Genomic DNA, 24,417 nt, shown 5'->3' with positions numbered 1-24,417 from the left:
GGCTGGCGCGAACGCCTGTTCGGCGGCGCCACGCCGGAGCCGGCGCCGCAGGCGGCTCCGGCCGCGCGCGGGCCGGGCTTCCTGGGTACCGCGGCCAGCACCGCCGCGGGCGTGGCCGGCGGCATGTTCCTGTTCCAGGGATTGGAAAACCTGTTCGGCGGCCATCACGGCGGCGGCGGTTTCCTCGGCGGCAACGCGGGGCAGGACGTGGTGGTGGAGAACGTCACCACCAACAACTACTACGACGATGCGCGACCGGCGGACGCCGGCGGCGATGGCCTGGCCGACGACGCCGGCTTCGCGGACGATTCCGGCTTCGACGACAGCGACTGGACCTGAGCCCCGCCCGGCCCGGCACGCCATCGGGCAGGCCGGGCCGCATACTGTCGGTCCCGGGCGCGCGTGCGCCCGCCGCACCGGAATCTCGGATGGTCAAGGGCATCCTGCTGGGCTTCGCAAGCTATGCGGCGTACTCGATCAGCGACGCGTTCGTGAAGTTGCTGGAGGGCGGCCTGCCGGCCTACGAGGTGCTGTGCCTGGGCGCGGCGCTGATGCTGGTCGCGGTGCCGTTCCTGAAGGCGCCGGAAGACCGCTGGCGCGAACTGGTGGTGGCGAAGAAGCCGGCATTGTGGCTGCTGCGCGCGCTGGCCGCGGCGATCGGCAACCTGACCTCGGTGATCGCCTTCACCACGCTGCCGATGGCCGAGGCGTTCGCGCTGATCTTCCTGATGCCGATCTTCGTCACGGTGCTGTCGGTGCTGTTCCTGCGCGAGCAGGTGCGCTGGCGGCGCTGGTCGGCGGTGATCGTGGGGTTCGTCGGCGTGCTGGTGGTGCTGCGGCCGGGGTTCCGCCATCTCAGCCATGGCCATGTCGCGGCGATCGTGTGCGGGCTGGTGGGCGCGGTGTCGGTGATCGCGCTGCGCATGGCCGGCACGTCGGAGAAGCGCATCACCCTGTACGGCGCCGGCGTGCTCGGCCCGCTGGTGATGGGGGCGATCCTGATGCTGCCGGCGTTCGTATGGCCCACGCCGGCGCAGTGGGGGCTGCTGGCCGGCTACGGCCTGCTCGCCGGGCTGGCGGCGATCTTCCTGATGTACGCCACGCGCATGGCGCCGGTCAGCGCGGTGGCGCCGACCCAGTACAGCCAGATGCTGTGGGCGATCGGGTTCGGCTACCTGCTGTTCCACGACCACCTCGATTGGCCGATGGCGGTGGGCATCGCGCTGATCCTGGGAGCGGGACTGTTCACGCTGGTGCGCGAGGAAAAGGTCACCCGGTGGTGGAAGCGCACCCGCATCGTCTGATCCGCCCGCGGGCCCGGAAGGCCCTTCGCGCCGGCTTGGCGCAAGGCCCGCAAAGATGCCTCCAACTTCGAGTACGGGACAGGACATGATCTCCATCCATCCGATCACCGGCAGCCGGGCCGCGCCAGGCGTCTGGGTGGACCTGTGCCGGCCGGAACCGGAGGAACTGGCGGAAGCGTCCAGGCAGGTGGGCTTCGAGGTCCCCGGGCGCGCGGGGATCAGCGAGATCGAGTTCACCAGCCGCGTGCGCAGCATCGGCGATGCGTGGATCCTCAACCTGCCGCGCTTCCAGTCCGAGGACGGCACGGTCTCGCCGCTGGGCTTCGTGCTGTCCCCGGATGCGCTGGTGACCCAGCGCGAGGTGGCGCTGGACTATCTCAAGGACGTGGAGGAGGACATCGCCCAGCGGCCCTGCGCGGGCTCGCTCGATCTGTTCCTGCGCATCCTCGAGCACATCGTCGACAAGCTCGCCGACCGGCTGGAGACGCTGGAGGCGCACGTGACCGAGGCGACCCGCCTGGCGTTCGCGCCGAAGCGGCGCAATCGCGGCCTGGAGCGGATGCTGCGCGAGGTGGGGGCGATGGGGCAGCGCATCGGGGCGATGCACAACACGGTGCACGGGCTGTTGCGGCTGGCGACCTACCTGGACGAGGTGCCGCCGCAGTGGTTCGACGAGGCGGCGCGCCAACGGGTCAAGTTGATCCGCAAGGACGTGGCGTCGCTGGGCGAGTTCGAGCAGCAGATGAGCGATCGCATCGAGTTCCTGCTGGACAGCGTGCTCGGGTTGATCAACATGGACCAGAACGAGGTGATGAAGGTGATGGCGGTGGCGTCGGTGGTGGGGATCCCGCCGACGGTATTGGTGGGGATCTGGGGGATGAACTTCGCGGTCATGCCGGAGTTGAAGTGGCACGACGCGTATTTCTGGGCGTTGGGGGTGATCGGGTTGAGCATCGTGGCGCCGTTGGTGTGGTTTCGGCGGAAGGGATGGATCTAGGGATGTTGGATGGGGTTTGCGTTTCCCCGCGGAGGCGGTTTTTTTCCCCTTCTCCCTTCGGGGTGAAGGCGGCGTGGCTTGCGAGCCACGGGCCCGCACACGCCGGAACGCCTGGCGCACTGCGCCAGGCCGGGGCGCGAAGCGAGGTGCCCCGAAGGGGCGGATGAGGGTACGGGCGAAGCCTCGCGATCTATCGTCATCCCTGCGGTAGCGGGAAGCGCCTTTCAGCAACCGGATGGCTTATCCCCCTGGAGCTTTTGCTTGGTTTCCATCTTCATTGCTTGAAGCAAAAGCTTTCGCCTTTGGCGAGTCACTTTTCTTTGCTTGTGCACGCGCGCTGCAGGAGCAGCGCCGCACGGCGAAGCCGCCCGAAGGGTGCGGCACAGGGATGTGCCGCGTAAAGAAAAGTAACCAAAAGAAGCGCTTCACAACAGCCGAATGGCTGGTCATGGCTGATCAAGCACACTCCGCCTTCGCGCCCGCAGCTTTGCTGCGGGTTCGCGGAGCCGGCGGGATTTTTCGACGGGGCTCGTCCGCTACGCGGCCGAGTCCGGGGCATTCGCCGCGCGGCGAATGCCCGCCCGCCGGGGCGAAGCAGTGCTTCGCCTTTTTCCGGCGAGCCCATGCACGTCGCCCTTCGGGTGTTTCCCGCCGGCTCCGCCGCTTCGGAGGGGCCCCGGTAAGTCAAAGGCGAAAAGTCGAAGCAAAGTCACGAGCAACAGCAACAGCAACAGCAACAGCTGCAATTGCAGTCGTAACTGCGGCCACGATCACTACGCTTGCTGCCGTTCTCCTGCCGCGACGTTTCGTGGAATTTCATAGAGCCGTCGTGTCAGCACCTTCGCCATACAACGCGAGCAGCTTGAGGGTGACGCCATTGGTCCAGCCGAAGCCGTCCTGCAGGGGGTATTCGCCGCCGCCGCCCTGGCCGGATTCGGCGTTGTACTTCTCCACCAGCTTGTGGTCGCTCGCATAGACCGCCTGTACGCGGGCCAGGAAGTTGCGGGCGATGCGGGCGGCCAGGTCGTTCTCGTCGTAGCGGCGCAGGCCGGCCACCGCCACCCATTGCAGCGGGGCCCAGACGTTGGGTGCGTCCCATTGCTGGCCGGTGTCGAGGGCGGTGGTGACCAGGCCGCCGGGGCGCAGCAGTTGCGAGCGCAGGGCGGCGGCGGTGGCATGCGCGCGCTCGGGGGAGGCGATGCCGACGAACAGGGGGAAGGCGGCCGCCGCGGTCAATTGCTCGCTCACGCTGCCGCGTTGCCAGTCGTAGTCGGCGTAGTAGCCGGCCGGGTTCCAGAGGTGGCGTTCGATGGCCTGCCTGCGGGTTTCGGCGCGTTGCGCGAACTCGCTGGCGCAGGCCTCGTCCGCGGCTTGCTTGCAGGCCTGGGCGATGGTGCGCTCCAGGTGTTGCATCAGGCTGTTGAGGTCCACCGGCACGATCGCGGTGGTGCGGATGGTGTGCAGCTGGCGGCGGTCGCCCAGCCAGCGCGAAGAATAGTCCCAGCCGCTCTCGGCGCCCGCGCGCAGTTCGCGATACACCTCGTCGGCGGGGCGTCCGCTGGCCTGCGCGGCGGTTTGGCGGTCCTGCAGGTAGGATTCCGGGCGCGGAGTATCGGAGGCGTCCCAGTAGCGGTTGAGCACGCTGCCGTCGCGCAGGCGCACGACGTGGCGGGCGGCGCTGCCGGGGGCCAGGCCGTCGGCGCCGTCCATCCAGTAGCGGTACTCGGCGCGCAACTGCGGCAGGTAACGCACGTAGAGCGAGCCGTCGCCGCCGGCGGTGGCTTCCAGTTCCACCATGTGCGAGAAGAACGGCGGCTGCGAGCGGCTCAGGTAGTAGCTGCGCGTGCCGTTGGGGATGTGCCCGTAGCGGTCGACCAGGTAGGCGAAGTCGTCGAGCATGTCGCGCGAGCGCTGCGCCTGCCCGCTCTCGTGCAGGCCGAGCATCGTGAAGTACGAATCCCAGTAGTACAGCTCGCGGAAGCGCCCCCCCGGCACGACGTAGGGCTTGGGCAGCGCCAGCTCGCTGCCATGCGCGGGCACCTGGCGGCTGTCGCGGACCAGCAGCGGCCAGAGCGCGTCGATGTGCGCGCGCAGCGAGGCGCGCGTGGGCAGCGCGGGCGACACGTGCGAGGCCGGCGCATCGAAACGGGCGGAGACGAAGGCGCGCAGGTCGAAGCCCGGTTGCCCGCGGCGGGCGAGGTAGTCGGCCTCGATCCGGGCCGGTTCGCTGCGCGGGACCATGTCGACGAACTGCTTCTGGTCCTCGAACAGCTCGGCCTGTTGCACGGCCTCGAACAGCGCCGGATAGGCCTGCTGCGGCGGCAGCGGCGCAGGTGGCGCGCTGCCGCGCTGCAACGGCGCGCAGGCGGTGGCGACCAGCAGGACGACGACGAGCAGGCGCAGATGCGCGACGCGTGGAATGGACATGGCAATCCTCGTGACGGCGGACCGGCAGGATAGGCCACGCCGGCGCAAGTGGCATCGGCATCGTCTTCACGCCGCCTCGTGGCGGGCAGGACGCGCCAACGTGAACGCCGGCTGTTGGCGGCATGCCGATGCAACGGAATTCATACGCGCCGGGCGGGGCCGGCCGCTAGATTGGCGGGCCGCGACGCCAGCGTGCAACGCCGGACACGCGCCGGCACCCGGCATGTACCCCCGGCGCGGCACAATCCCTCATCCGCATCCCGCACTCGCCGTTATCCGTGAAGCAGCCCAGCCGCAGGGAAGACATGCTCACCCACCTGGGAGCCATGGCCGGCACGCTGCTGATCCTGCTGCTGTTCGCGCGCGTGCTGCTGCACGTGCCGGCGCCGGCCTCGCCGCAGGTGGCGCGCCAGGCCTCGGCGATGCGGGTGACCTTCCTGCCGCGCGAGCCGGCATTGCCGCCGACCCAAGAGGCGCCGCCGCCACGCGTACCGGCGCACGCCCGGCCGCCTGCGCCGGCCCGTCCTGCGCAGGTGACGCCCGCCATCGCGCCATCCGCCCCGCCGCCGGTACCGGCCCGTTCCAATGGCACGCAGGCGCAGCTGTACACGCGCGAAGGCCAGGTGCGGATGGGCGAGGTGGTCGATCCGCTCGACCCCGGCTACGCCGCGGTGCCGCCGGGCATGACCGACGAGAGGGCGTTGGACAAGGCGCGCAAGGTGCTGGAACGGCCCAACCCGGTCGACTACCGCGAGACCCGCTTCGAGAAGGACTGGAAGAGCGACGGCACGCTCGGCGACGTGGCGATGCAGGGCCTCAACCGCGGGATGAAACGCATCAACGGCTTGATCTGGGGCAAGGACGTGCAGACGGTGAAGGCGCGGCCTCCGCCGGACGTGCGGTTCAACCCCGCGCTGGCCGGCAACAAGGCCGACCTGGGCAGCGAAGCCACCGGCGATGCCTACAAGGCCGCGCCGATCGCGCACGAGGACGTGCCGGACCTGAAGGGCGGCGCCAGCCGCCGCATCCGCGAGGAGCTGGCGTCGCTGGAGGCGTTGCCGACCGCCTGCAATGCCGCGCGGCGCACGCAGTTGCTCGCGCCGGCGCGCACGCACCTGGCCGACCTGGAGCGCGTGGAGCACGCCCTGGCGCACGGTGCCGACCCGGTGATGGCCGAGCAGTTGCTGCCGCGCCAGGCCGACAGCGCCTACGACCTGGCGCGACGCGCGCTGTGGTACGCGCGCAAGCAGTGGACGACGTGCGGGTAAGTAGGTTCCGTAGGAGCGGCCTCAGCCGCGATGGGACTCTACCGAGAAAGCAGCGGCCCTGTGGGAGCGGCTTCAGCCGCGACGAGGCCTTCATGCAGATCCCTATGCAACAGCCTGCACATCCCTGTGCAGGGGTTCAAATGAGAAAGCCGCCTTCGCGGCTGAAGCCGTTCCCACAGGAGCCGCTCCTACGACGGTGAGGCAGACGCGGCGCCATCGCTACGGCGCCGCGTCATCCGGGCCTCATTTCACCAGCTTGCCGTCGGCATCGATCACCTGCACCTCGCCGAGGTTGAGCGCGCGGATCGGCGCCTCGATCTTCCCGAGGTCGCCGACGATCACCCAGGTCATCGACGACGGCGCGACGATCTGCTTGATCGCCGCCTGCGCCTGCGGCTGGCCGATGGCTTCCAGCCGCGCCTTGAGCGTGCGCACGTAGTCGTCGGGGCGGTCGAACTGGACGATGCCCTCGATCGCGCCGAGCACGGCGTGGGTGGTCTCGTAGCTGCCGGGCAGCGCGCGGATGCTCTGGTTCTTGATCTTGTCGACTTCCTCGCCGGTGAGCGGCCTGGCGCCGACCACTTCGCTGGCTTCCTTCAGCACCTCGGCGGCCGACTCGGCGGTCTTGTCGGTCTGCACCGGCGCGTAGAACAGGAACGGCCGCTGGCCCTGCGCGTCCATCAGGAAACTGAAGGCGCCGTAGGCCCAGCGCTTGTCCTCGCGCAGGTTCATGTTGAGGCGCGAGGTGAAGGTGCCACCGAAGGCGTCGTTGGCGACGCCGATCGCGAGGTCGGCCGGGTCCTTGGTCGAAGGCGCCAGCAGGCCGGCCAGGATCAGCGATTGCGGCGCGTCGTTGCGGTTGATCAGGAACACGCGCGGCTTCGGCTGGGCCGCGACCCGGGCGACGTTCTTCCTGGGTACCGGGGACGCCGGCGCCTTCCAGTCGCCGAACACGGCGTCCAGCTGCGGGATGATCCGCTCCAGCGTGGTGTCGCCGGCGACGAGGATGCGCACGTTGTCCGGGCGCAGCCAGGTATCGTGGAAGCGCTGCAGGTCGGCGGCGGTGAGGCTCCGGATGGCCGCCTCGGTGCCGGTGCCGGTGAACGGGATGCCGTAGGCATGATCGCTGCCGTACAGCAGCGGCGGCAGCGTGCGCAGGGCCAGGCCTTGCGGCTGGGTCTTCTCCTGCGCGATGCCGGCCAGCCACTGGCCGCGCACGCGCTCGATGTCGCCGGCATCGAACGCGGGGTTGCGCACCACGTCGGCGAACAGCTCGAGCGAGGGCCGCAGCTGGTCGTTGAGCGCGTCCAGCGAAGCGCTGCACGCATCGAGGTCGCAGCCGGTGGCGATGCCGGCGCCCAGGCGCTGGCGGCGCTTGGCCACTTCCACCGAGTCCAGCGACTTGGTGCTCTCGCTCATCAGCTGCGCGGTGAAGCTGGCCGTGCCGAGCTTGTGGCCCTGGTCGGCGGCGTAGCCGGCGTCGAACAGCAGTTCGACCTGGGTGACCGGGATGGCATGGCGTTCGGCCAGGACCACCTCGATGCCGTTCTTCAGCCTGCCGCGCTGCAGCTCGGGGAAGCTCAGGCTCGGGAACCGCGTGGTCTGCGGCACGCCCTGGCTGCGGTCGACCTGGCTCCCGGCGACGCGGTAGGCCGCCGGGGCCGGCAGCTTCGGCGACGGCTTGCCGGGCTCGGCGCCGCGCGCGACCACGGCCTTGTCCTCGGCCGCCGGGTCGAAGTCCTCGCCGGCCGGCAGCACGGTCAGCAGGTAGTCGCCCTTGCCGAACCAGGTCCCGGCAGCCTGGCGGACGCTGGCCGGGGTGGCCGCGGCGGCGCGCTCCAGGTCCTTGCGGTAGGCGCCCGGGTCGCCGCGGTAGACCTGTCCCTCGGCCAGGATCACCGCCTTGCCGCTGAAGCCGCCGACCTTCTCCAGCCCGCGCACGAAGCCGGCGCGGTAGCCGACCTGCGCGCGCTGCAATTCGTCGGCGGTCGGGCCCTCGGCGAGGAACTTCTTCAGCTCGTCGTCGATGGCGGCCTCGACCTTGGCCGGGTCCACGCCGTCCTTCACGTCGGCCTGGATCTGCAGCTGGCTGGCCAGCGCGAACGGCTGCAGGCTGGCGGACACGTCGTCCACCAGCTTGTCCCGGTAGACCAGGCGCTGGTACAGGCGCGAGGTCTTGCCGCCGCCGAGCACGGTGGCGGCGAGGTCAAGCCGGATCGCGTCGTCGCTGCCCAGCTGCGGCGCCACCCAGGTGCGGTAGATGCGCGGCTGCGCGACGTGGTCGTGCTGCACGCCGCGGGCCTGGCGGGCCAGCGGCGTGATCCACGGCTGCTGGCGCGGCACCGGCTTGCCGGCCGGGATGTCGCCGAAATACTTCTCCGCCTTGGCCTTCGCTTCGGCCACGGTGATGTCGCCGGCCAGCACCAGGGTGGTGTTGGCGGCGCCGTAGTAGTCGCGGAACCAGTTCTTGACGTCGTCCAGCGAGGCCGCGTCGAGGTCTTCCATCGAGCCGATGGTGTCGTGCTGGTACGGGTGGTTGGCCGGGAACAGGTGGGAGAGGATGTTCTGGTCGACGCGCCCGTAGGGGCGGTTCTCGCCCTGGCGCTTCTCGTTCTGCACGACGCCGCGCTGGGTATCCAGCTCCTTCTGGCCGATCGCGCCGAGCAGGTGGCCCATGCGGTCGGACTCCATCCACAGCGCCATGTCCACCGCCGTGCTCGGCACGGTCTCGAAGTAGTTGGTGCGGTCGAACCAGGTGGTGCCGTTCTGGTCGGTGGCGCCGGCCTGCTCGAACGGGGCGAAGTAGGTGCCCTTGTGGTTCTCCGAGCCGGAGAACATCAGGTGCTCGAACAAGTGCGCGAAGCCGGTCTTGCCGGCCGGTTCGTCCGCGGAGCCGACGTGGTACCAGATGCTGACCGCCACCACCGGCGCCTTGTGGTCTTCGTGCACCACGACGGTCAGGCCGTTGGGCAGGGTGAAGCGCTCGTAGGCGATGTCGGGGATGGCGGCGTCGGCAGTGGTCCGGGCCAAGGAGGCGGGGGCGGCGTCCGCTGGTGGCAGGAAGGCGGGGCCGGCGGCGAGGAGGCCGGCGATCAGCAGGGACAGCGGGCGGGGCATGCGTCGCTCCATGTACGGGTTCGAGCCGTGGAGGCTATGCCTGCGTGGGGGCGGCATGCAAATGTTTTCGGAGGGTATGGAGTGGGGTGTTGGTGGTTGGTTCAAGTGGGGTGATTGGGGTGGAGCTGGATGTTGTGCGGGTGTCTCTGCGTTATTCGATTTGGTGTCTGGTTCTTCTGCTGTTGTCTTTGTATCAGCGCGCCTGTTGGCTCTCCATCAAGCGGCTTTTTATCGGCTCGCGTGATCTTTCTATCAACCCGGACGATCCTTCTGCCGTCGTTCTCGCGAAGGCGGGAAGCGCTTTTCAGCAGCCGAACGGCTGATCATCCAGTGACTTTCCCCGTCACCTATCCGATCCACGCTATCTCTCTATCGTCATTCCCGCGAAGGCGGGAATCCAGGGACTTTGCTTTGGCTGTTGTGGCCTTTGGCGAGTACAGCCCAAAAGCTTTCGCCTTGCGGCGAGTTACCTTTCTTTGCTTGTGCAAAGAAAGGTAACCCAAAGAAAGCACACCCCGCCTTCGCGCCCGCAGCTGCGCTGCGGGTCCGCGGAGCCGGCGGGATTTTTCGACGGGGCATCCTGCCCCGGCGAAAAACGACGTGCTCGTCCGCTACGCGGCCGAGTCCGGGGCATTCGCCGCGCGGCGAATGCCCGCCCGTCGGGGCGAAGCAGTGCTTCGCCTTTTCCGGCGAGCCCATGCACGTCGCCCTTCGGGTTTTTCCCGCCGGCTCCGCCGCTTCGGAGGGGCCCCGGTAAGTCAAAGGCAAGAAGCCGAAGCAAAATCACGAGCAACAGCAACAGCAGGTCGCTCGCGTTTCACTCAAGCCGCCGACGCGTAGTGCACATCCGGTGTTTGTCGGGCGTGCGATTCGTCGTCCAGCTGGAATACGGCTATCGCCTGGGTGAGCTGGCTGGCCTGGTCTTCCAGGCTGCGGGCGGCGGCGGTGGCTTCTTCGACCAGGGCGGCGTTCTGCTGGGTCATTTCGTCCAGTTGCATCACGGTCTGGCTGACCAGTTCGATGCCGGCCGACTGCTCCTGGGAGGCGGCGGTGATCTCGGCCATGATGCCGGTGACGCGCTCCACCGCTTCCACCACCTGGGACATCGTGCTGCCGGCGCTGGTGACCAGCGCCGAGCCCTGGGCCACGCGCTCCACCGAGTCGTCGATCAACGCTTTGATCTCCTTGGCCGCCTGCGCCGAGCGTTGCGCGAGCGCGCGCACTTCGCTGGCGACCACGGCGAAGCCGCGGCCCTGTTCGCCGGCGCGTGCCGCTTCCACCGCGGCGTTGAGCGCCAGGATGTTGGTCTGGAACGCGATACCGTCGATCACGCCGATGATGTCGGCAATGCGCGCCGAGGCCTCCTGGATCGACGCCATCGTGGCCACCACCTGCTCGACCACGCGGCCGCCTTCGCCGGCGACCTGGCCGGCGTTCTGCGCCAGCTTGTCCGCCTCGCGGGCGTGGTCGGCGTTCTGGCGTACCGTCGAGGTCAGCTCCTCCATCGACGCCGCGGTTTCCTCCAGGTTGGCGGCCTGGCTCTCGGTGCGCTTGGAAAGGTCGGCGTTGCCGGTGGCGATCTCCGCCGCGGCGGTGTCGATCGAACGGGCCGAATGCTGGATCCCGCGCACGATCGCGGCCAACTGCCCGGCGGTGCGGTTGGCGGCGTCGGCCAGGTGGCCGAACGCGCCTTCGTAGCGCGCGTCCACGCGCTGGCTCAGGTCGCCGTCGGCGATCGCGGCCATGATCCGGCCCACGTCGCCCAGGCCGGCGTCCGCCTGCTGCATCAGGCGGTTCAGCGCCCGCACCATCTCGGCGAAGGCGAACTGGTAGCGGGATTCGTCGCCGCGCGCGGAGAAATCGCCATGCGCGGCGGCTTCGGCCAGGCGGGCGATGTCGCCGTTGATCGACGACAGGTTGGCCTTCACCGCGTCCAGCGCCTCGTGCAGGCGCGCGCGCTGGCCGGGCAGGCGGCGCATGTCGCGGCGCAGGTCGCCGCGGCCGTACTCGTCCATCACCGCCATCGCGTCGTTGATCGCGTCCAGGTGCTCGAACAGCACGGTGTTGACGCCGCGCGCGAGCGTGCCGTAGTCGCCCGGGAAATCCTCCGGGATGCGATGGCCGATGTCCTCGCCCTGCTGCAGGCGGATCATGGTCTGCATCTCGCCGTTGAAGCGCTGCAGCTGGTGCTGCATCTGGTCCATGCTGGCCAGCAGCTGGCCGGTCTCGTCCTTGGACGTGGCGGCGATCGCGTTGTCGAACCGGCCGCCGGCGATCGCCTCGGCAGTGCGCGTGGCCGCGCGCAGCGGCACGACGATCGAGCCGGCGATCAGCCACGACAGGACCGTGATCACCACCACCACGCCGGCGCCGATCAGCGTCACCCAGCCGGTGAATCCCCACGCCTCACGCTGGATGTCGTCGGCGTAGACGCCCATCGCCAGGATCCAGTTCCACTCGGGGAAGGCGCGTGCGTAGCTGATCTTCGGCAGTTGGGCCTTCTGGCCCGGCTTGGGCGCGGAGTAGTAGCTGAAGCCGTCGCCCTCGGCCACGGCCTTCTGGATGTCGCGGTAGACGTACTCGCCGGCATCGCTGCGGTAGCCGCTCATGTCGGTGCCGGCCTTGCGCGTGGGATGCATCACGATGCGCATCTGCGGGTCGGCGATGAAGAAGTAGTCCACGCCGTTGTTGGTGCGGACCGAGGCCAGCGCCGACTGGGCCAGCGCCTTGGCCTGGGCGGTGCTGATCTCGCCGCGCGCGGCCATGCCGGCGTAGTGGCCGATCATGTCCATGCCCATGTCGACCTGGGTCTTCACGCTCTGCTTGCGCGCCTCGACCAGGTCCAGGTACTGCAGGCGCGCGGCGCCGATGGCCAGCAGGACCACGCCCAGCGCCAGCAGCGCGCAGAGCAGGACGAACTTGCGGGTGACGGGGAGGTCGGCGACACGGCGGCGCAACGAGGCGATCGGGTTCATGGGGCGTCTTCGTATTCGAACATCGCCCGCGATATCGGCCCAGGTGGCGGAAAATTGACCGGACGGCCGCGACCGGGCAGGGCCCCGTTCATGTGGAGCCACCCAGGCCATCCGGCACATCCCGGGGCCCCGGGGTCTTGGCCTAAACTCGACCGCTGTTTCGATAGAGCGGGGGTTCGCGGTGAAAAGACATCTGGTGGGAGTGCTGGCGCTCTCGGCGGCGCCGATGCTGGCGATGGCGGCCACGCCGGCTTTCGACGGCAAGCGCATTTCGCAGGACGTCAAGGTGCTGGCGTCGGACGAGTTCGAGGGGCGTGCCCCGGCCACGGCCGGCGAGGAGAAGACCATCGCCTACCTGGTCGAGCGGTTCCGCGAGGCGGGCCTGCAGCCGGGCGGCGACCTGCAGGCCGGCGGCACCCGCGCATGGACCCAGGCGGTGCCGTTGCAGCGCGCCGACATCGTCGGCACGCCGAAGCTGGCGCTGGGCGTCGCGGGCAAGACGCAGGCGCTGACCCAGGGCAAGGAGATCGCGGTCCGCGCCGCGATGGACGGCTCCACGTCGGTGGACATCGTCAACGCGCCGCTGGTGTTCGTCGGCTACGGCGTCAAGGCGCCGGAGCGCAACTGGGACGACTTCAAGGGCGTGGACCTGAAGGGCAAGATCGCCGTCGTGCTGATCAACGACCCGGACTTCGAGACCGGCCAGGGCGATTTCGACGGCAAGGGCATGACCTACTACGGCCGCTGGACCTACAAGTACGAGGAAGGCGCGCGCCAGGGCGCGCTCGGCGTGCTGATCGTGCACGAGACCGCGCCGGCTTCGTACGGCTGGGCCACGGTCGCCAGTTCCAACACCAACACCATGTTCGACGTGGTGCGAGACGACCCGGCGGCGGCGCACCCGAAGGTCGAGGGCTGGATCCAGCGCGACCTGGCGGTGCAGCTGTTCAAGGACGCCGGCCTGGATTTCGACGCGCTGAAGAAGCAGGCCGCCACGCGCGGCTTCAAGCCGGTGGCGCTCAAGGGCGAGGGCCTGAGCGCGAGCTACCAGGTCAAGCGCGACGTGATCACCTCGCACAACGTGGTCGCGCGGCTGGAAGGCAGCAAGTACCCGGACGAGACGCTGGTCTACAGCGCGCACTGGGACCACATCGGCATCGGCAAGCCGGATGCGCGGGGCGACACCATCTTCAACGGCGCGCTCGACAACGCCAGCGGCACCGCAGCGCTGCTGGAACTGGCACGCGGCTTCGCCAACGGGCCCAGGCCGGAGCGTTCGGTGGTGTTCCTGGCGGTGACCGCCGAGGAGAAGGGCCTGCTCGGCTCCGAGTTCTACGCTTCCAAGCCGCTGTACCCGCTGGCCAGGACCGTGGCGGTGATCAACATGGACGGCATGAGCCCGTTCGTGCCCTCGCGCGACTTCGGCATCTACGGCACCGCCAAGCTGGAACTGCTCGACGACCTGAAGACCGTCGCCAAGCAGGGCTGGAACCTGCGCTACACGCCCGATCCGAAGCCGGAAGCCGGCTATTTCTTCCGCTCCGACCACTTCTCCTTCGCCAAGCGCGGCGTGCCGGCGATCTCGTACTCGGCCGGCCAGGACTGGGAGAGCGGCGGCATCGCCGCCGGCAAGGCCGCGGCCGACGACTACACCGCCAAGCGCTACCACCAGCAAGGCGACGAATGGCAGCGCGACTGGACCTTCGCCGGCGCCGCGCGCGACCTGGCGGTGCTGTACAGGCTCGGGATGCAGCTGGCCGACTCGCGCCAGTGGCCGAACTGGAGCCAGGACTCGGAGTTCCGCGCCACCCGCGACGCGAGCGCCGCCGAGCGCAAGTGAGTCCCAACGTCCCTTCCCCCGCTTGCGGGGGAAGGTGCTCCCATGGTGTGTTCTGGACCGGCGCCGACTTCCCTTCCCCCGCCTGCGGGGGAAGGTGCCCGAAGGGCGGATGGGGGATGCGGTAGATCGCTTAACTTGAAGCGCCCTCATCCGGCGCTGCGCGCCACCTTCTCCCGTGAACGGGAGAAGGGACCTAACCGAACAACTTCGCCAGCTGCGCCACGGCCGCTTCCGAGGCGGCGCGGTCCGGCGTGGCGTCGGCGTTGCCGAAGTCGTGCGGGCCCTGGGCCTGGACCAGGATGCCGTCGCGGCGCGGCACCACGCTCAGGTTGTGGCCGCGCCAGTACAGGCCGTAGTCCACTTCCGGCTGCGGGACCAGCCGTGCGGTCTGGCCGCGCACGGGGACGACGCTCTCGTCGCCTAGCAATGCGCGCGCGCCGTAGCCGGTGGCGTTGACGATCACCTTCTCGCGCAGGTCGGCGAACTGGCGCGGGCTCTCGAACTCGCGCGTGCGCAGTTCGCCGCCGGCCTGCAGGAAGTCGTCCAGCAGCATGCGCGAGTAGGCGCTGATGTTGAAGGTCATCTGCGTGTAGCGGGCGGCGAACGGTACCGGGAAGGGATGTTCGCCGGCGGCGAGGGGCGTCGTCCCGGGGCCCAGGTCGGCGAGCAGCTCGCGTTCCAGGTGCGGATACTCCGGCTCGTGGTCCTCGGCGCCGGGCACGGGCTGGTCGAACGGGACGTCGGAGAGCACGAAGCCGTCGCGCCATTCGATCGGCTCACCGGGCAGGCCGAGCAGGGTCTGGTAGCGGCGGAACGAGATCCGAGCCATCTCTTCCCAGCGCCTGCGGAATTCGGGCGTGGCGTGCTCGGCCGTGCATACGCGCGAGCCGGGCGACCACACGCCGGTGGCGAAGAACGAGCGCACTTCCGGCGGGCGTTCCTTGGCGTAGATGCGCACGCGCAGGCCGGCGCGCTGCGCCACCAGCGCGGTGGTCAGCCCGATCGCGCCGCAGCCGATCACCGCCAGCCCGTCGCGGGCGCCGGCGGCTTGCGCGAGCCGCACCGCCAGCTCGGCGCTGCCCCACGACAGCGACCAGCCGCTGCCGCCATGGCCGTAGTTGTGGACAACCTGCCTGCGGCCGATGCGTTCGACCTCGATGCGCGGTCCCTGCGCGCGGAACGGCCGCGTGCAGACGCTCAGCGCGACGATGCGGTCGGGCGTGGCGCGGATCGGCGCCAGCGCCCGCGGCCCGGCGAAGCGCGACGCCAGCGGCGGCGGGAGGGGCGCGGCGGCCGGCGCGGCCTTGGCCGGCCCGGAGGCCAGCGCGCCGGTGGAGGCGGCGGCGAGGGCGGCGCCCGCGCCGCGCAGGAAGTGGCGGCGATGCATGGAGATCCTTCGTCCGGGGGAGCGCCGAGCATAGCGCCGCGCCGCCGGGCCCGGGGCCGCGCCGGCCGGTTTCCTGCCGGGGAGCGGGATTTCGCGCCCTGGCGGCCGGCTTCCGTCGCCGATTCGGCGGTTCCATCGCATCGCCCGCCACGGCGCCGGCGCACGCGGCTATGCTCGCCCGGCACTCAACCCCGGAAGCCGCCGTGTCCGCCAGCCTCTTCCTGTTCGCGCGCATCCTGTTCGCCTGGATGATCGTGCTGATCGTCGCCAGCAATCTGTGGGACGAGCTGTTCGGCTCGACGGGCTCGGTGTTCACCCTGCTGGTGCTGGTCACCCTCGCCATCGTGCTGACCAACCTGGCCACCCACCTGCGGCGGGTGAAGCTGGCCGCCGGCCGCCTCGGCCACGACACCCTGACCAGCCGCCAGCGCCGCCAGATCGAGGTGCCCCTGGATGCGCCGGAGGCCTTCGCGGTGGTCGAGTCGGCGATCCGCCAGCTGCCGCGCGTGGAGGACGTGCAAAGCTCTCCGGGCAGCCTGCTGATCCGTGCCCGGGTGCGGCGCGACGACCTGCGCGACAACCACAACCCATCCAGCTGGAACGTGTTCGCGCGCATGAGCATCAGCCACAACAAGGTCCTCGCCACGCTGGCGCCGGGCAACGGCACCAGCAGCGTCACCCTGCTGTGCGAGCCGGACGCCGGCGCCTGGGTGGACCTGTTCCTGGTCGACGAGGGCAGCAACTACGACAATGCCGAGACGCTCTCGCGCGCGATCACCGCGCAGGTCGCGCGCCAGCGCCGCAGCGAGCAGGCCGCCGCCGAGCAGTCGGCCACCGAGAAGGAACTGGCGGTGGCGCGCCTGAACCTGCTGCACGCGCAGGTCGAGCCGCACTTCCTCTACAACACCCTGGCCAGCGCGCAGGTGCTGACCCGCACCGATCCGCCGCGTGCCGACGCGATGATCGGGCACCTGATCCAGTACCTGCGCCACTCGCTGCCGAATGCCGGCGATGCGCCCTCCACGCTCGGCGACGAGCTGGAACGGGCCCAGGCCTACCTGGAGATCCTGCGCATCCGCATGGGCACGCGGCTGGCGCTGCAGATCGAAGTGCCCTACGAGCTGCGGAGCGTGCCGATGCCGTCGATGATGCTGCAGACGCTGGTGGAGAACGCGATCAAGCACGGGCTGGAGCCCAAGCCGGGCGGCGGCACGGTCTGGATCCTGGCGCGGCGCACCGACCAGCACGTCACGGTGACCGTGGCCGACGACGGGCAGGGCTTCAGCAGCCAGAACAGCGGCACCGGCATCGGCCTGAAGAACCTGCGCGAGCGCCTGCGCCTGATCTACGGCGACCGGGCGGCGTTCGCGCTGGTGTCCAACTTCCCGGCCGGCATGGCGGCGACGATCAGCCTGCCGTTGCCGGCGGACATGCCGCCCCCGGTGCCGCGGCAGGAGGGGCTGGCATGAGCGCGCTGCGTGCGGTCGTGGCCGAGGACGAGGCGCTGCTGCGGCAATCGCTGCTGCAACTGCTCGGCGAGGCATGGCCCGAGCTGCAGGTGGTGGCCGAATGCGAGGACGGCGCCAGCGCGCTGGAGAGCATCGCCGAGCATCGCCCGGACGTCGTGTTCCTCGACATCCGCATGCCGGGCCTGACCGGCATCGAGGTCGCGCGCGGCGCCGCGGAAGCCAGTCCCGCATCGCAGGTGGTGTTCGTCACCGCCTACGACCAGTACGCGATCGACGCGTTCGAGCAGGGCGCGGTCGACTACCTGCTCAAGCCGGTATCGCGCGAACGCCTGCAGGCCACCGTGCAGCGCGTGCGCGCGCGCGCCGCCAGCGGCGGCCCCGACCACGCGATGCTGGAAACCTTGCTGCAACGGCTGGCGCAGCGCCCCGCGCCGCCCGCTCCGGAGAAGCCTCCCATGGCCTGGATCACTGCCAGTGCCGGCCGCGAGACGCGGCTGGTGATGCTCGACGAGGTGGCCTACTTCCAGGCCGACAACAAGTACACGGTGGTGATGACCGCCGAGGGCGAATCGCTGCTGCGCACGCCGCTGCGCGAGCTGCTGGAGGTGCTCGACCCGCGCATCTTCAAGCAGGTCCACCGCTCCACCATCGTCAACATGAGGGCGGTGTCCTCGGTGTCGCGCGACGACACCGGCAAGGGCTGCCTGAAACTGAAGAACCGGCCGGAGACGCTCGTGGTCAGCCAGCCGTTCATGAGCCTGTTCCGCGGCATGTGACGCCGCCGTCCCATCGCAGAAGGAAGGATTCGCCATGCGCCTGCTCGCTTCGATGCTGTATTGCCTGATGGGGCTGTTCGGCTGCCACCAGGAAAGCGGCACCACCTCGATCACCCGCTCCACCGTCGATGGCCGCGACCTGCTCTTCAGCAAGGTCGAATCGCATGCCGGCAACGCGGTCTTCCATTGCCTGGCCAGCAGCAGCGGCCATTGCCATTACCTCGTCTACGAGGCCGCCTGCAGCGCGACCGCCACGGCCGCGGCCGATTGCCCGCGCCGCGAACTGGACCGCTTCGAACTGGCGGTGGGGCAGGTGCGCGAACTGCGCGGCCTGACCGAGGACTTCCGTCAGTGCGCGTCGGCCACGGCGATCGTGGGCGGATGTTGAGGCGCACCCGAGGGAGCTCGGGAAACCGGCAGCCGGAAAAGCGAAAGGCCTGCTTCGGACCGAGTGCTGGTGTGGGAGAAAAGAACCGCAAGGTAGCACCGGGCCGCTTGACGACCAGGCCAGGTGCATTTCCCGAGTCCCGGCCTTTGCCTGAATGCGCCATGACGTCCGGCGCCCGCTTCTGCGATCATTGCCGGCTTGTTGCCGTGCCCGCGGCGTTCAACGTCAGGTAGCCCATGTCCCATAGCCCCCTGCGCCGCGAAGTCGGCCCCTTTGCGCTCATGCTCACCGGCCTGGGCTCGATCATCGGTTCCGGCTGGCTGTTCGGTGCATGGCGCGCGGCGGGGCTGGCCGGTCCGGGCGCGATCTGGGCGTGGGTGCTGGGCGCGGCGATCATCACCACCATCGCGCTGTCCTATGCCGAGCTCGGCGCGATGTTCCCCGAGTCCGGCGGCATGGTGCGCTACAGCCACTATTCGCATGGCTCGCTGGTCGGTTTCATCGCCGGCTGGGCCAACTGGATCGCGATCGTCTCGGTGATCCCGGTCGAGGCCGAGGCGTCGGTGCAGTACATGGCGTCGTGGCCGTGGCAGTGGGCGCAGGACCTGTACGCGCAGGCGCCGGGCGGCGCGGGCGAGCTGTCCACCGCCGGCCTGCTGATCGCCGCGGCGCTGGTGCTGGTGTACTTCTTCCTGAACTTCTGGAGCGTGAAGCTGTTCGCCCGCTCCAACACCGCGATCACGGTGTTCAAGCTGATCGTGCCGGCGCTGACCGGCATCGCGCTGATCGCCAGCGGTTTCCATGGCGAGAACTTCAGCGTCGGCCTGCACGGCGATGCGCACGTGATCGACTTCGCCGCGGTGCTCACCGCGGTGGCGACCGCCGGCATCGTGTTCAGCTTCAACGGTTTCCAGAGCCCGGTGAACCTGGCCGGCGAGGCCAAGAATCCCGGGCGCAGCCTGCCGTTCGCGGTGCTCGGCTCGATCGCGCTGGCCACCGTGGTCTACCTGATCCTGCAGGTGGCCTACATCGGCGCGGTGCCGCCGGAACTGCTGGCCAAGGCCGGCTGGCACGGCATCGATTTCCGCTCGCCGTTCGCCGAGCTGGCGATCATCGTCAACCTGCACTGGCTGGCGATGCTGCTGTACATCGATGCCTTCGTCAGCCCCAGCGGCACCGGCATCACCTACACCGCGACCACCGCGCGGATGATCTACGGCATGGAGAAGAACGGCACGATGCCGGCGGTGCTCGGCAAGGTGCACGCGAAGTGGGGCGTGCCGCGCCCGGCGATGTTCTTCAACCTGGCGGTGTCCTACCTGTTCCTGTTCTTCTTCCGCGGCTGGGGCACGCTGGCGGCGGTGATCTCGGTGGCGACGATCATCTCCTACCTGACCGGGCCGATCAGCGCGATGACGCTGCGCCGCACCGCGCCGGACGTGCATCGCCCGCTGCGGGTGTTCGCGATGCCGGTGCTGGCGGGCATCGCCTTCGTGATGGCGACCGAGCTGCTGTACTGGGCGCGCTGGCCGCTCACCGGCGAGATCATCCTGCTGATGGTCGTGGCGTTGCCGGTGTACTTCTATTACCAGGCCAGACAGGGCTTCAAGGATTTCCGCCGCAACCTCAAGGGCGCGGCCTGGATGATCGCGTACCTGCCGGCGATCGCCCTGCTGTCGTGGGCCGGCAGCACCACCTTCGGCGGACACGGCTACCTGGCCTACGGCACCGACCTGGCGGTGGTCGCGCTGGTCGGCCTGGCGTTCTACGCATGGGGCGTGCGCAGCGGCTGGCGCACCCCGGCGATCGAGAAGGCGGTCGCGGCGGCGTAGTTTCGAGGCCCCTCTCCCGCCGGGGCGACAAGGCACAGCTTGCGCACCGCGGGTGCGCGTGCCTGAAGCGCCCACGCCGCTGGCGTGGGCTCGGGGGGTACGGGGCGAAGCGCCGCCTCTTCGCCCCGAAGGGGGCGTCAGGCGGTCGCCGCCAGCCGCGGCCCGCCGTCGTAGTGGTCGAGTTCGCGCACGATCTCGGTGTACTGCCGCATGCGCCCCATCTCGCGCATGTTGACGATGTCCTCGTGGCGCAGGTCGCGCTTGGCCATCACCTGCTGCTTGTAGCGCAGCACTTCCGGATAGCGGCGCGCCATCTCCAGCGCCTCGTTGACGCACTCGACCGAATCGGCGTCCGGGGCCAGCCGCGCGCGGCTGTTGAAGGCACGCAGCCAGCGCTCGAAGCCGGCGCTGTGGTCGAACAGGTCGGCGATGTACCAGAGCACGAACAGGATGGCCAGCCACGAGGCGAACACGATCACCACCCGGCTGAAGGTCACGTGGAAGTCGTGCTGCCACAATTGGTGGGTGATCACGCCGAGCAGGACCAGCGAGATCACCTGCCAGCCGATGATCGAAGCGACGACCCACTGCTGCTTGGCGACGGTGAGCAGTTCGACCTCCGCGTCGATCTCGGCGTCGGTCTTGTCGCGCCAGTGCGCGACCTGTTCCTCGAACGGCTGGCGGTGCAGTGCGTTGTCCTGCAGAAGCAGTCCCAAACCCCTGAACAAAGCAATCATGACGAGCTCCTTCCGGCGGGTACGAGCATGTGGCATGCGACAAACGGTCGCAGGTCCTTTCTAGCACTTCCGCACCGGTTCGCAATCAAGAGCGCGTGAGCGGGGCGTCACGAAGACGCCGGCTCCGGCGCGATCGGCATTTTTCCCCGGGAAAAACGCGGTTTTCCCAGGTCCGGGGGCGCCGCCGCCTTGCTGCACTGCATCGCGAATTCGCGATGGCGGGCCACCGCGGCCGGCCGCCGGGGCGGCGGTACGATAGGCGCATGTCCGCCGTGTTCCGCACGCTCGCCGCCCCCGCCACCGCCCAGATCCGCCGCTGGGTGCTCGGCGCCTTCCCGCGCGGGCAGAGCGGCATCGAGTACGACCGTCCGGCCGGCGACCCGGGCTGGTTCGGGCCGGACAGCGTCACCTGGCGCGTGCATTCGGAGTTCCCCGGCATGCTCGCCGGCGGGCTGTGCGCATTGATGCTGCAGACCCTGCATCCGCTGGCGCTGGCCGGCGTCTACGACCACTCCAACTTCCGCGAGGACCTGGTGGGGCGCTTGCGGCGCACCACCAACTTCGTCGCCGGCACCACCTATGCGCCGCGCGCCGAGGCGGAGCGCCTGGTCGCCCGGGTCCGCGCCATCCACGCGCGGGTGCGCGGCACGCTGCCGGACGGCCGCGGCTACGCCGCCGACGATCCGCGGCTGCTGACCTGGGTGCACGCCACCGAGGCCTACGGGTTCCTGCAAGGCTGCAGACGCCATTGCCGCGAGGTGCCGGCGGCGATCGCCGACCGCTACTACGCCGAGTACCGGCGCGTGGCCGAAGCGCTGGGCGCGCGCGACGTGCCCGCTTCCGAGCGCGACATCGAGGCCTATTTCGAGTCGATGCGGCCGCAGCTGGCGGTGGATGCGCGCTCGCGCGAGGTGCTGGACATCCTGGCCTCGATCCGGCTGCCGGTGCCGGTAGCGGGACTGTCGCGCGACGTGTTCCTGGGGGCGGGCGCCGCGTTGCTGCCCGGCTGGGCGCTGGACATGCTCGGGCGCAGCCCGCTGCAACGTGCGCGCGACCGCGCCTCGGCACGGTTGATGCGGGCCTCGGCGCCGTTGTTCCGCGCGGCATTGAACGACGGCCTGGCCGTGCGCGCCTGCCGTCGAGTCGGGGTCGCGCCGGAGGTGCTCGCGCGCTGGCCGTAGCCGGCGTGGCCGGGAAGGGCCTTGTCGGGGTTGAAACCCCTCCCACAAACGACGGAGGACAACTCCCGAAGTCCTGTGGGAGAGGTTTCAACCCCGGCAGGCCTTGCCAGGAAGGCCTGCCGGGGCCGGATTCCCGCCGGGCGTCGCTACCGCCGCGGGGCTACCAGATCTTCACACGCTGGTTCGGCGCCAGGTACAGCTTCTGGCCTTCCTCCCACAAACGACGGAGGACAACTCCCGAAGTCCTGTGGGAGGGGTTTCAACCCCGACAGGCCTTGCCAGGAAGGCTTGCCGGGGCCGGATTCCCGCCGGACGTCGCTACCGTCGCGGAGCTACCAGATCTTCACGCGCTGGTCCGGCGTCAGGTACAGCTTCTGGCCTTCCTCCCACAAACGACGGAGGACAACTCCCGAAGTCCTGTGGGAGGGGTTTCAACCCCGGCAGGCCTTGCCAGGAAGGCTTGCCGGGGCCGGATTCCCGCCGGGCGTCGCTACCGTCGCGGGGCTACCAGATCTTCACGCGCTGGTCCGGCGCCAGGTACAGCTTCTGGCCTTCCTTGACCTCGAACGCCGGATACCAGGCGTCGAGGTTGCGCACGGTCTGCGCGCGGAACCGGCCCGGCGCATGCACGTCGGTGAGGACCGCGTTGCGCAGCGCGGCATCGCGGTACTTGCCGCGCCAGGCCTGGGCGAAGCCGAGGAAGAAGCGCTGGTCCGGCGTGAAGCCGTCCAGCGTGGGCGCCGGCTTGCCCTGCAGCGACAGGTGGTAGGCGTCGTAGGCGGTGGCCAGGCCGGCCACGTCGGCGATGTTCTCGCCGAGGGTGAGCTTGCCGTTCACCGCCAGGTCGTCGAACGGCTTGTAGCCGTCGAACTGCGCGGCCAGGGCGGCGCCGGCGGCCTCGAACTTCTTCAGGTCCTCCGGCGTCCACCAGTTGTGCAGCGCGCCGCGCTCGTCGAACAGTGCGCCGGTGTTGTCGAAGCTGTGGCTGATCTCGTGGCCGATCACCGCGCCGATCGCGCCGTAGTTCACGGCATCGTCGGCGGCCGGGTCGAAGAACGGCGGCTGCAGGATCGCGGCCGGGAAGATCAGGCGGTTCTCCAGCGGCACGTTCAGCGCGTTGACCTCCTGCGGCAGCATGTACCACTCGCTGTGCTCGACCGGCTTGCCCAGCTTGGCGAGGTTGCGCCCGTACTCGAACAGCCCGGCGCGTTCGGCGTTGCCCAGCGCGTCGTCGCGGCGCACGTCCAGGGCCGAGTAGTCGCGCCAGCGCTCCGGCCAGCCGACCGCCACGGTCAGGCCGGCGATCTTGGCCTTGGCGTGCTGCTTGGTCTGCGGGCTCATCCAGTCCAGCGCGTCGATGCGCTTGCCGAACGCGGCGACGATGTTGGCGACCATCGCCTCGGCGCGCTCCTTGGTGTCGTGGCTGACGTAGCGGTCGACGTAGCGCTTGCCGACGGCCTCGCCGAGCGCGGCGTTGGTGGCGTCGATGCCGCGCTTCCAGCGCTCGCGCTGCCGCGGGGTGCCGTTGAGCGTGGCGCCGTAGAAGGCGAAGCGCTCGTCGGCGAACGCCTTGGACAAGTACGGCGAGGCGCGGTCGACGGCATGGAAGGCCAGGTAGTCCTTCCAGAGGTCGAGCGGCTGCGCGGCGACCAGCGCGGAGATCCCGGCCACGGCCTCCGGCTGCCAGACGATGAAGTCCTGCTGCGCATCCAGGCCGGCCGCCTTCAGGAACGCGTTCCAGTCCAGGCCCGGCGCCTTGGCCGCGAAATCGGCCCGTTTCCAGGCGTTCGCGCCGGCCTGCACGTCGTTGGTCCGCTCCTGGGTGGCGTGGACGCGCGCGATCTCCGTCTCCAGCTTCACGATCCGCTCGGCCTTGGCCTCGGCATCGGCGATGCCGGCCAGCGCGAGCACCTTGGCGACGTGCGCCTGGTAGGCCTTGCGCAACTCCGCCATGCGGCCGCCTTCGAGGTAGAAGCTGCGGTCGGGCATGCCCAGGCCGCCCTGCACCAGGTACGGCACGTAGCGCTCTGGGTGGTGGATGTCCTGCGACACCCACAGGCCGAACAGGCGGTCGGTGTAGTAGTCGGTGGCGTTGAGCAGGTCCACGTCGGCGCGCAGCTGCGCGCCCAGCGCGGCGGCCAGCGCCTGCTTGTCGGCGATCTGCGCGATCGCGTCCAGCTGCGGCTGCACCGGCGAGGCGCCCTTGGCCTCGATGCCGGCCTCGTCCATGAAGGCGGCGTAGTAGTCGCCGATCTTCTTCTCGTCGCCGGTGGCGCGGTCGTTGGCGGCGGCGCCCTCGACGATGTCGCGCACGTGCTTCTCGGTATCCACCACGATGCGCGTGAAGCTGTTGTAGCTGGCGCGGTCGGCCGGAATCTCGGTAGTCTTGACCCACTGGCCATTGGCATAGCCGAAGAAGTCGTCGCCCGGCGCGACCGAGCGATCCATGCCAGCGGCATCGAAGCCGAAGTCCCCCAGTACCGGTTTGGCGGGTGGAGCGGAGGCCGCATCAAGGGAGGCCTGCGACGCATCGTGGCGGCCACAGGCGGTCAGCGGCAGGGCGAGGATGGCGGTGATGGCAACCATCAAGGCGGAACGATGCAGCTGGAGCATGGGTGCAACTCGGCAACGGGAAAACCGGCAGTGTAGGCCGCATGGACGGCGTGCGACAGTCGCCGGCCTGAACTCCGGCGCACCGGCCGCGGGGCGGCGTGGCCGC

At 69.8% G+C, this 24,417-nt stretch carries 17 protein-coding genes and 1 pseudogene; 11 read left to right on the top strand and 7 right to left on the bottom strand.

What is annotated here, in order from left to right:
- From FD678_RS18360 to FD678_RS18350, 3 genes are all read left to right on the top strand, one after another.
- The coding region (locus FD678_RS18360; protein ID WP_218569836.1) for a DUF2076 family protein at nucleotides 1-339 on the top strand (339 nt) is incomplete at its 5' end.
- Between the two features lie 89 nt (nucleotides 340-428).
- Nucleotides 429-1,304, top strand: coding sequence for a DMT family transporter (locus FD678_RS18355; protein WP_140727395.1), 876 nt, complete (start codon nucleotides 429-431; stop codon nucleotides 1,302-1,304).
- Nucleotides 1,305-1,389: 85 nt separating this feature from the next.
- Nucleotides 1,390-2,301, top strand: a complete 912-nt coding sequence (locus FD678_RS18350) for a CorA family divalent cation transporter (protein WP_140727393.1) — start codon at nucleotides 1,390-1,392, stop codon at nucleotides 2,299-2,301.
- Between the two features lie 816 nt (nucleotides 2,302-3,117).
- On the opposite strand, the gene treA is transcribed toward FD678_RS18350, so the two are convergent.
- Nucleotides 3,118-4,728, bottom strand: a complete 1,611-nt coding sequence (gene treA / locus FD678_RS18340) for an alpha,alpha-trehalase TreA (RefSeq protein WP_140727389.1) — start codon at nucleotides 4,726-4,728, stop codon at nucleotides 3,118-3,120.
- Between the two features lie 305 nt (nucleotides 4,729-5,033).
- On the opposite strand from treA, the gene FD678_RS18335 reads away from it, so the two are divergent.
- A complete protein-coding gene (locus FD678_RS18335) occupies nucleotides 5,034-5,996 on the top strand; it encodes a hypothetical protein (RefSeq protein ID WP_140727387.1) in 963 nt (320 codons plus the stop codon).
- A gap of 243 nt (nucleotides 5,997-6,239) precedes the next feature.
- Here the strand turns inward: FD678_RS18335 and FD678_RS18330 are convergent, their stop codons facing one another.
- Complete coding sequence (locus FD678_RS18330) at nucleotides 6,240-9,113, bottom strand: M16 family metallopeptidase (RefSeq protein ID WP_140727385.1); 2,874 nt, start codon at nucleotides 9,111-9,113, stop codon at nucleotides 6,240-6,242.
- An 86-nt stretch (nucleotides 9,114-9,199) separates the two neighbouring features.
- Between FD678_RS18330 and FD678_RS18325 the strand changes: the two genes are divergently transcribed.
- Complete coding sequence (locus FD678_RS18325) at nucleotides 9,200-9,436, top strand: hypothetical protein (protein WP_140727383.1); 237 nt, start codon at nucleotides 9,200-9,202, stop codon at nucleotides 9,434-9,436.
- Between the two features lie 498 nt (nucleotides 9,437-9,934).
- Here FD678_RS18325 and FD678_RS20910 read toward each other — a convergent pair whose 3' ends face one another.
- Nucleotides 9,935-11,041 (bottom strand): methyl-accepting chemotaxis protein, encoded by a 1,107-nt coding sequence (locus FD678_RS20910; protein ID WP_256661977.1) that lies wholly within the window; start codon nucleotides 11,039-11,041, stop codon nucleotides 9,935-9,937.
- A pseudogene (locus FD678_RS20905) lies at nucleotides 11,036-12,088 on the bottom strand (cache domain-containing protein); the annotation flags it as partial. The pseudogene FD678_RS20905 and the gene FD678_RS20910, both read right to left, overlap by 6 nt.
- A 181-nt stretch (nucleotides 12,089-12,269) precedes the next feature.
- Here FD678_RS20905 and FD678_RS18310 point away from each other — a divergent pair.
- A complete protein-coding gene (locus FD678_RS18310) occupies nucleotides 12,270-13,928 on the top strand; it encodes a M28 family metallopeptidase (protein ID WP_140727376.1) in 1,659 nt (552 codons plus the stop codon).
- 193 nt (nucleotides 13,929-14,121) lie between these two features.
- Here FD678_RS18310 and FD678_RS18305 read toward each other — a convergent pair whose 3' ends face one another.
- Entirely contained in the window at nucleotides 14,122-15,315 is a 1,194-nt protein-coding gene (locus FD678_RS18305) for an FAD-dependent oxidoreductase (RefSeq protein ID WP_140727374.1), read from the bottom strand.
- Between the two features lie 203 nt (nucleotides 15,316-15,518).
- Between FD678_RS18305 and FD678_RS18300 the strand changes: the two genes are divergently transcribed.
- The 4 genes from FD678_RS18300 to FD678_RS18285 all read left to right on the top strand — a co-directional run bounded on the left by FD678_RS18300 (nucleotide 15,519) and on the right by FD678_RS18285 (nucleotide 19,780).
- Nucleotides 15,519-16,784: a sensor histidine kinase gene (locus FD678_RS18300; protein WP_140727372.1), complete on the top strand. Its 1,266-nt coding sequence runs from the start codon at nucleotides 15,519-15,521 to the stop codon at nucleotides 16,782-16,784.
- Nucleotides 16,781-17,560, top strand: a complete 780-nt coding sequence (locus FD678_RS18295) for a LytR/AlgR family response regulator transcription factor (RefSeq protein WP_140727370.1) — start codon at nucleotides 16,781-16,783, stop codon at nucleotides 17,558-17,560. The genes FD678_RS18300 and FD678_RS18295 overlap by 4 nt, the downstream gene beginning before the upstream one ends.
- A 34-nt stretch (nucleotides 17,561-17,594) precedes the next feature.
- Nucleotides 17,595-17,948, top strand: a complete 354-nt coding sequence (locus tag FD678_RS18290) for a hypothetical protein (protein WP_140727368.1) — start codon at nucleotides 17,595-17,597, stop codon at nucleotides 17,946-17,948.
- A gap of 236 nt (nucleotides 17,949-18,184) precedes the next feature.
- Entirely contained in the window at nucleotides 18,185-19,780 is a 1,596-nt protein-coding gene (locus FD678_RS18285) for an APC family permease (protein WP_140727366.1), read from the top strand.
- A gap of 137 nt (nucleotides 19,781-19,917) precedes the next feature.
- On the opposite strand, the gene FD678_RS18280 is transcribed toward FD678_RS18285, so the two are convergent.
- The gene (locus tag FD678_RS18280; protein WP_218569835.1) at nucleotides 19,918-20,517 is read right to left on the bottom strand and encodes a hypothetical protein; all 600 of its coding nucleotides are present in this window, start codon (nucleotides 20,515-20,517) and stop codon (nucleotides 19,918-19,920) included.
- A 263-nt stretch (nucleotides 20,518-20,780) separates the two neighbouring features.
- Here FD678_RS18280 and FD678_RS18275 point away from each other — a divergent pair, with 263 nt between their 5' ends.
- Entirely contained in the window at nucleotides 20,781-21,698 is a 918-nt protein-coding gene (locus FD678_RS18275; RefSeq protein ID WP_140727362.1) for an oxygenase MpaB family protein, read from the top strand.
- Between the two features lie 504 nt (nucleotides 21,699-22,202).
- Here the strand turns inward: FD678_RS18275 and FD678_RS18270 are convergent.
- The gene (locus tag FD678_RS18270; protein WP_218569834.1) at nucleotides 22,203-24,284 is read right to left on the bottom strand and encodes a M13 family metallopeptidase; all 2,082 of its coding nucleotides are present in this window, start codon (nucleotides 24,282-24,284) and stop codon (nucleotides 22,203-22,205) included.
- Nucleotides 24,285-24,417: the final 133 nt, after the last annotated feature.

This window comes from Pseudomonas sp. Hp2 (assembly GCF_006386585.1).
GTDB classification, from domain to species: Bacteria; Pseudomonadota; Gammaproteobacteria; order Xanthomonadales; family Xanthomonadaceae; genus Pseudomonas_S; species Pseudomonas_S boreopolis.
Note: the sequence above shows the minus strand (reverse complement) of the source record. Positions and strands in the feature narration are given on the sequence as shown.

Bases quoted from the DNA above. Each gene is read 5' to 3' on its own strand.
- FD678_RS18355 (WP_140727395.1), top strand. From the start codon at position 429: ATGGTCAAGGGCATCCTGCTGGGCTTCGCAAGCTATGCGGCGTACTCG.
- FD678_RS18350 (WP_140727393.1), top strand. From the start codon at position 1,390: ATGATCTCCATCCATCCGATCACCGGCAGCCGGGCCGCGCCAGGCGTC.
- treA (WP_140727389.1), bottom strand. From the start codon at position 4,728: ATGTCCATTCCACGCGTCGCGCATCTGCGCCTGCTCGTCGTCGTCCTG.
- FD678_RS18335 (WP_140727387.1), top strand. From the start codon at position 5,034: ATGCTCACCCACCTGGGAGCCATGGCCGGCACGCTGCTGATCCTGCTG.
- FD678_RS18330 (WP_140727385.1), bottom strand. From the start codon at position 9,113: ATGCCCCGCCCGCTGTCCCTGCTGATCGCCGGCCTCCTCGCCGCCGGC.
- FD678_RS18305 (WP_140727374.1), bottom strand. From the start codon at position 15,315: ATGCATCGCCGCCACTTCCTGCGCGGCGCGGGCGCCGCCCTCGCCGCC.
- FD678_RS18295 (WP_140727370.1), top strand. From the start codon at position 16,781: ATGAGCGCGCTGCGTGCGGTCGTGGCCGAGGACGAGGCGCTGCTGCGG.
- FD678_RS18290 (WP_140727368.1), top strand. From the start codon at position 17,595: ATGCGCCTGCTCGCTTCGATGCTGTATTGCCTGATGGGGCTGTTCGGC.
- FD678_RS18285 (WP_140727366.1), top strand. From the start codon at position 18,185: ATGTCCCATAGCCCCCTGCGCCGCGAAGTCGGCCCCTTTGCGCTCATG.
- FD678_RS18280 (WP_218569835.1), bottom strand. From the start codon at position 20,517: ATGATTGCTTTGTTCAGGGGTTTGGGACTGCTTCTGCAGGACAACGCA.
- FD678_RS18275 (WP_140727362.1), top strand. From the start codon at position 20,781: ATGTCCGCCGTGTTCCGCACGCTCGCCGCCCCCGCCACCGCCCAGATC.
- FD678_RS18270 (WP_218569834.1), bottom strand. From the start codon at position 24,284: ATGGTTGCCATCACCGCCATCCTCGCCCTGCCGCTGACCGCCTGTGGC.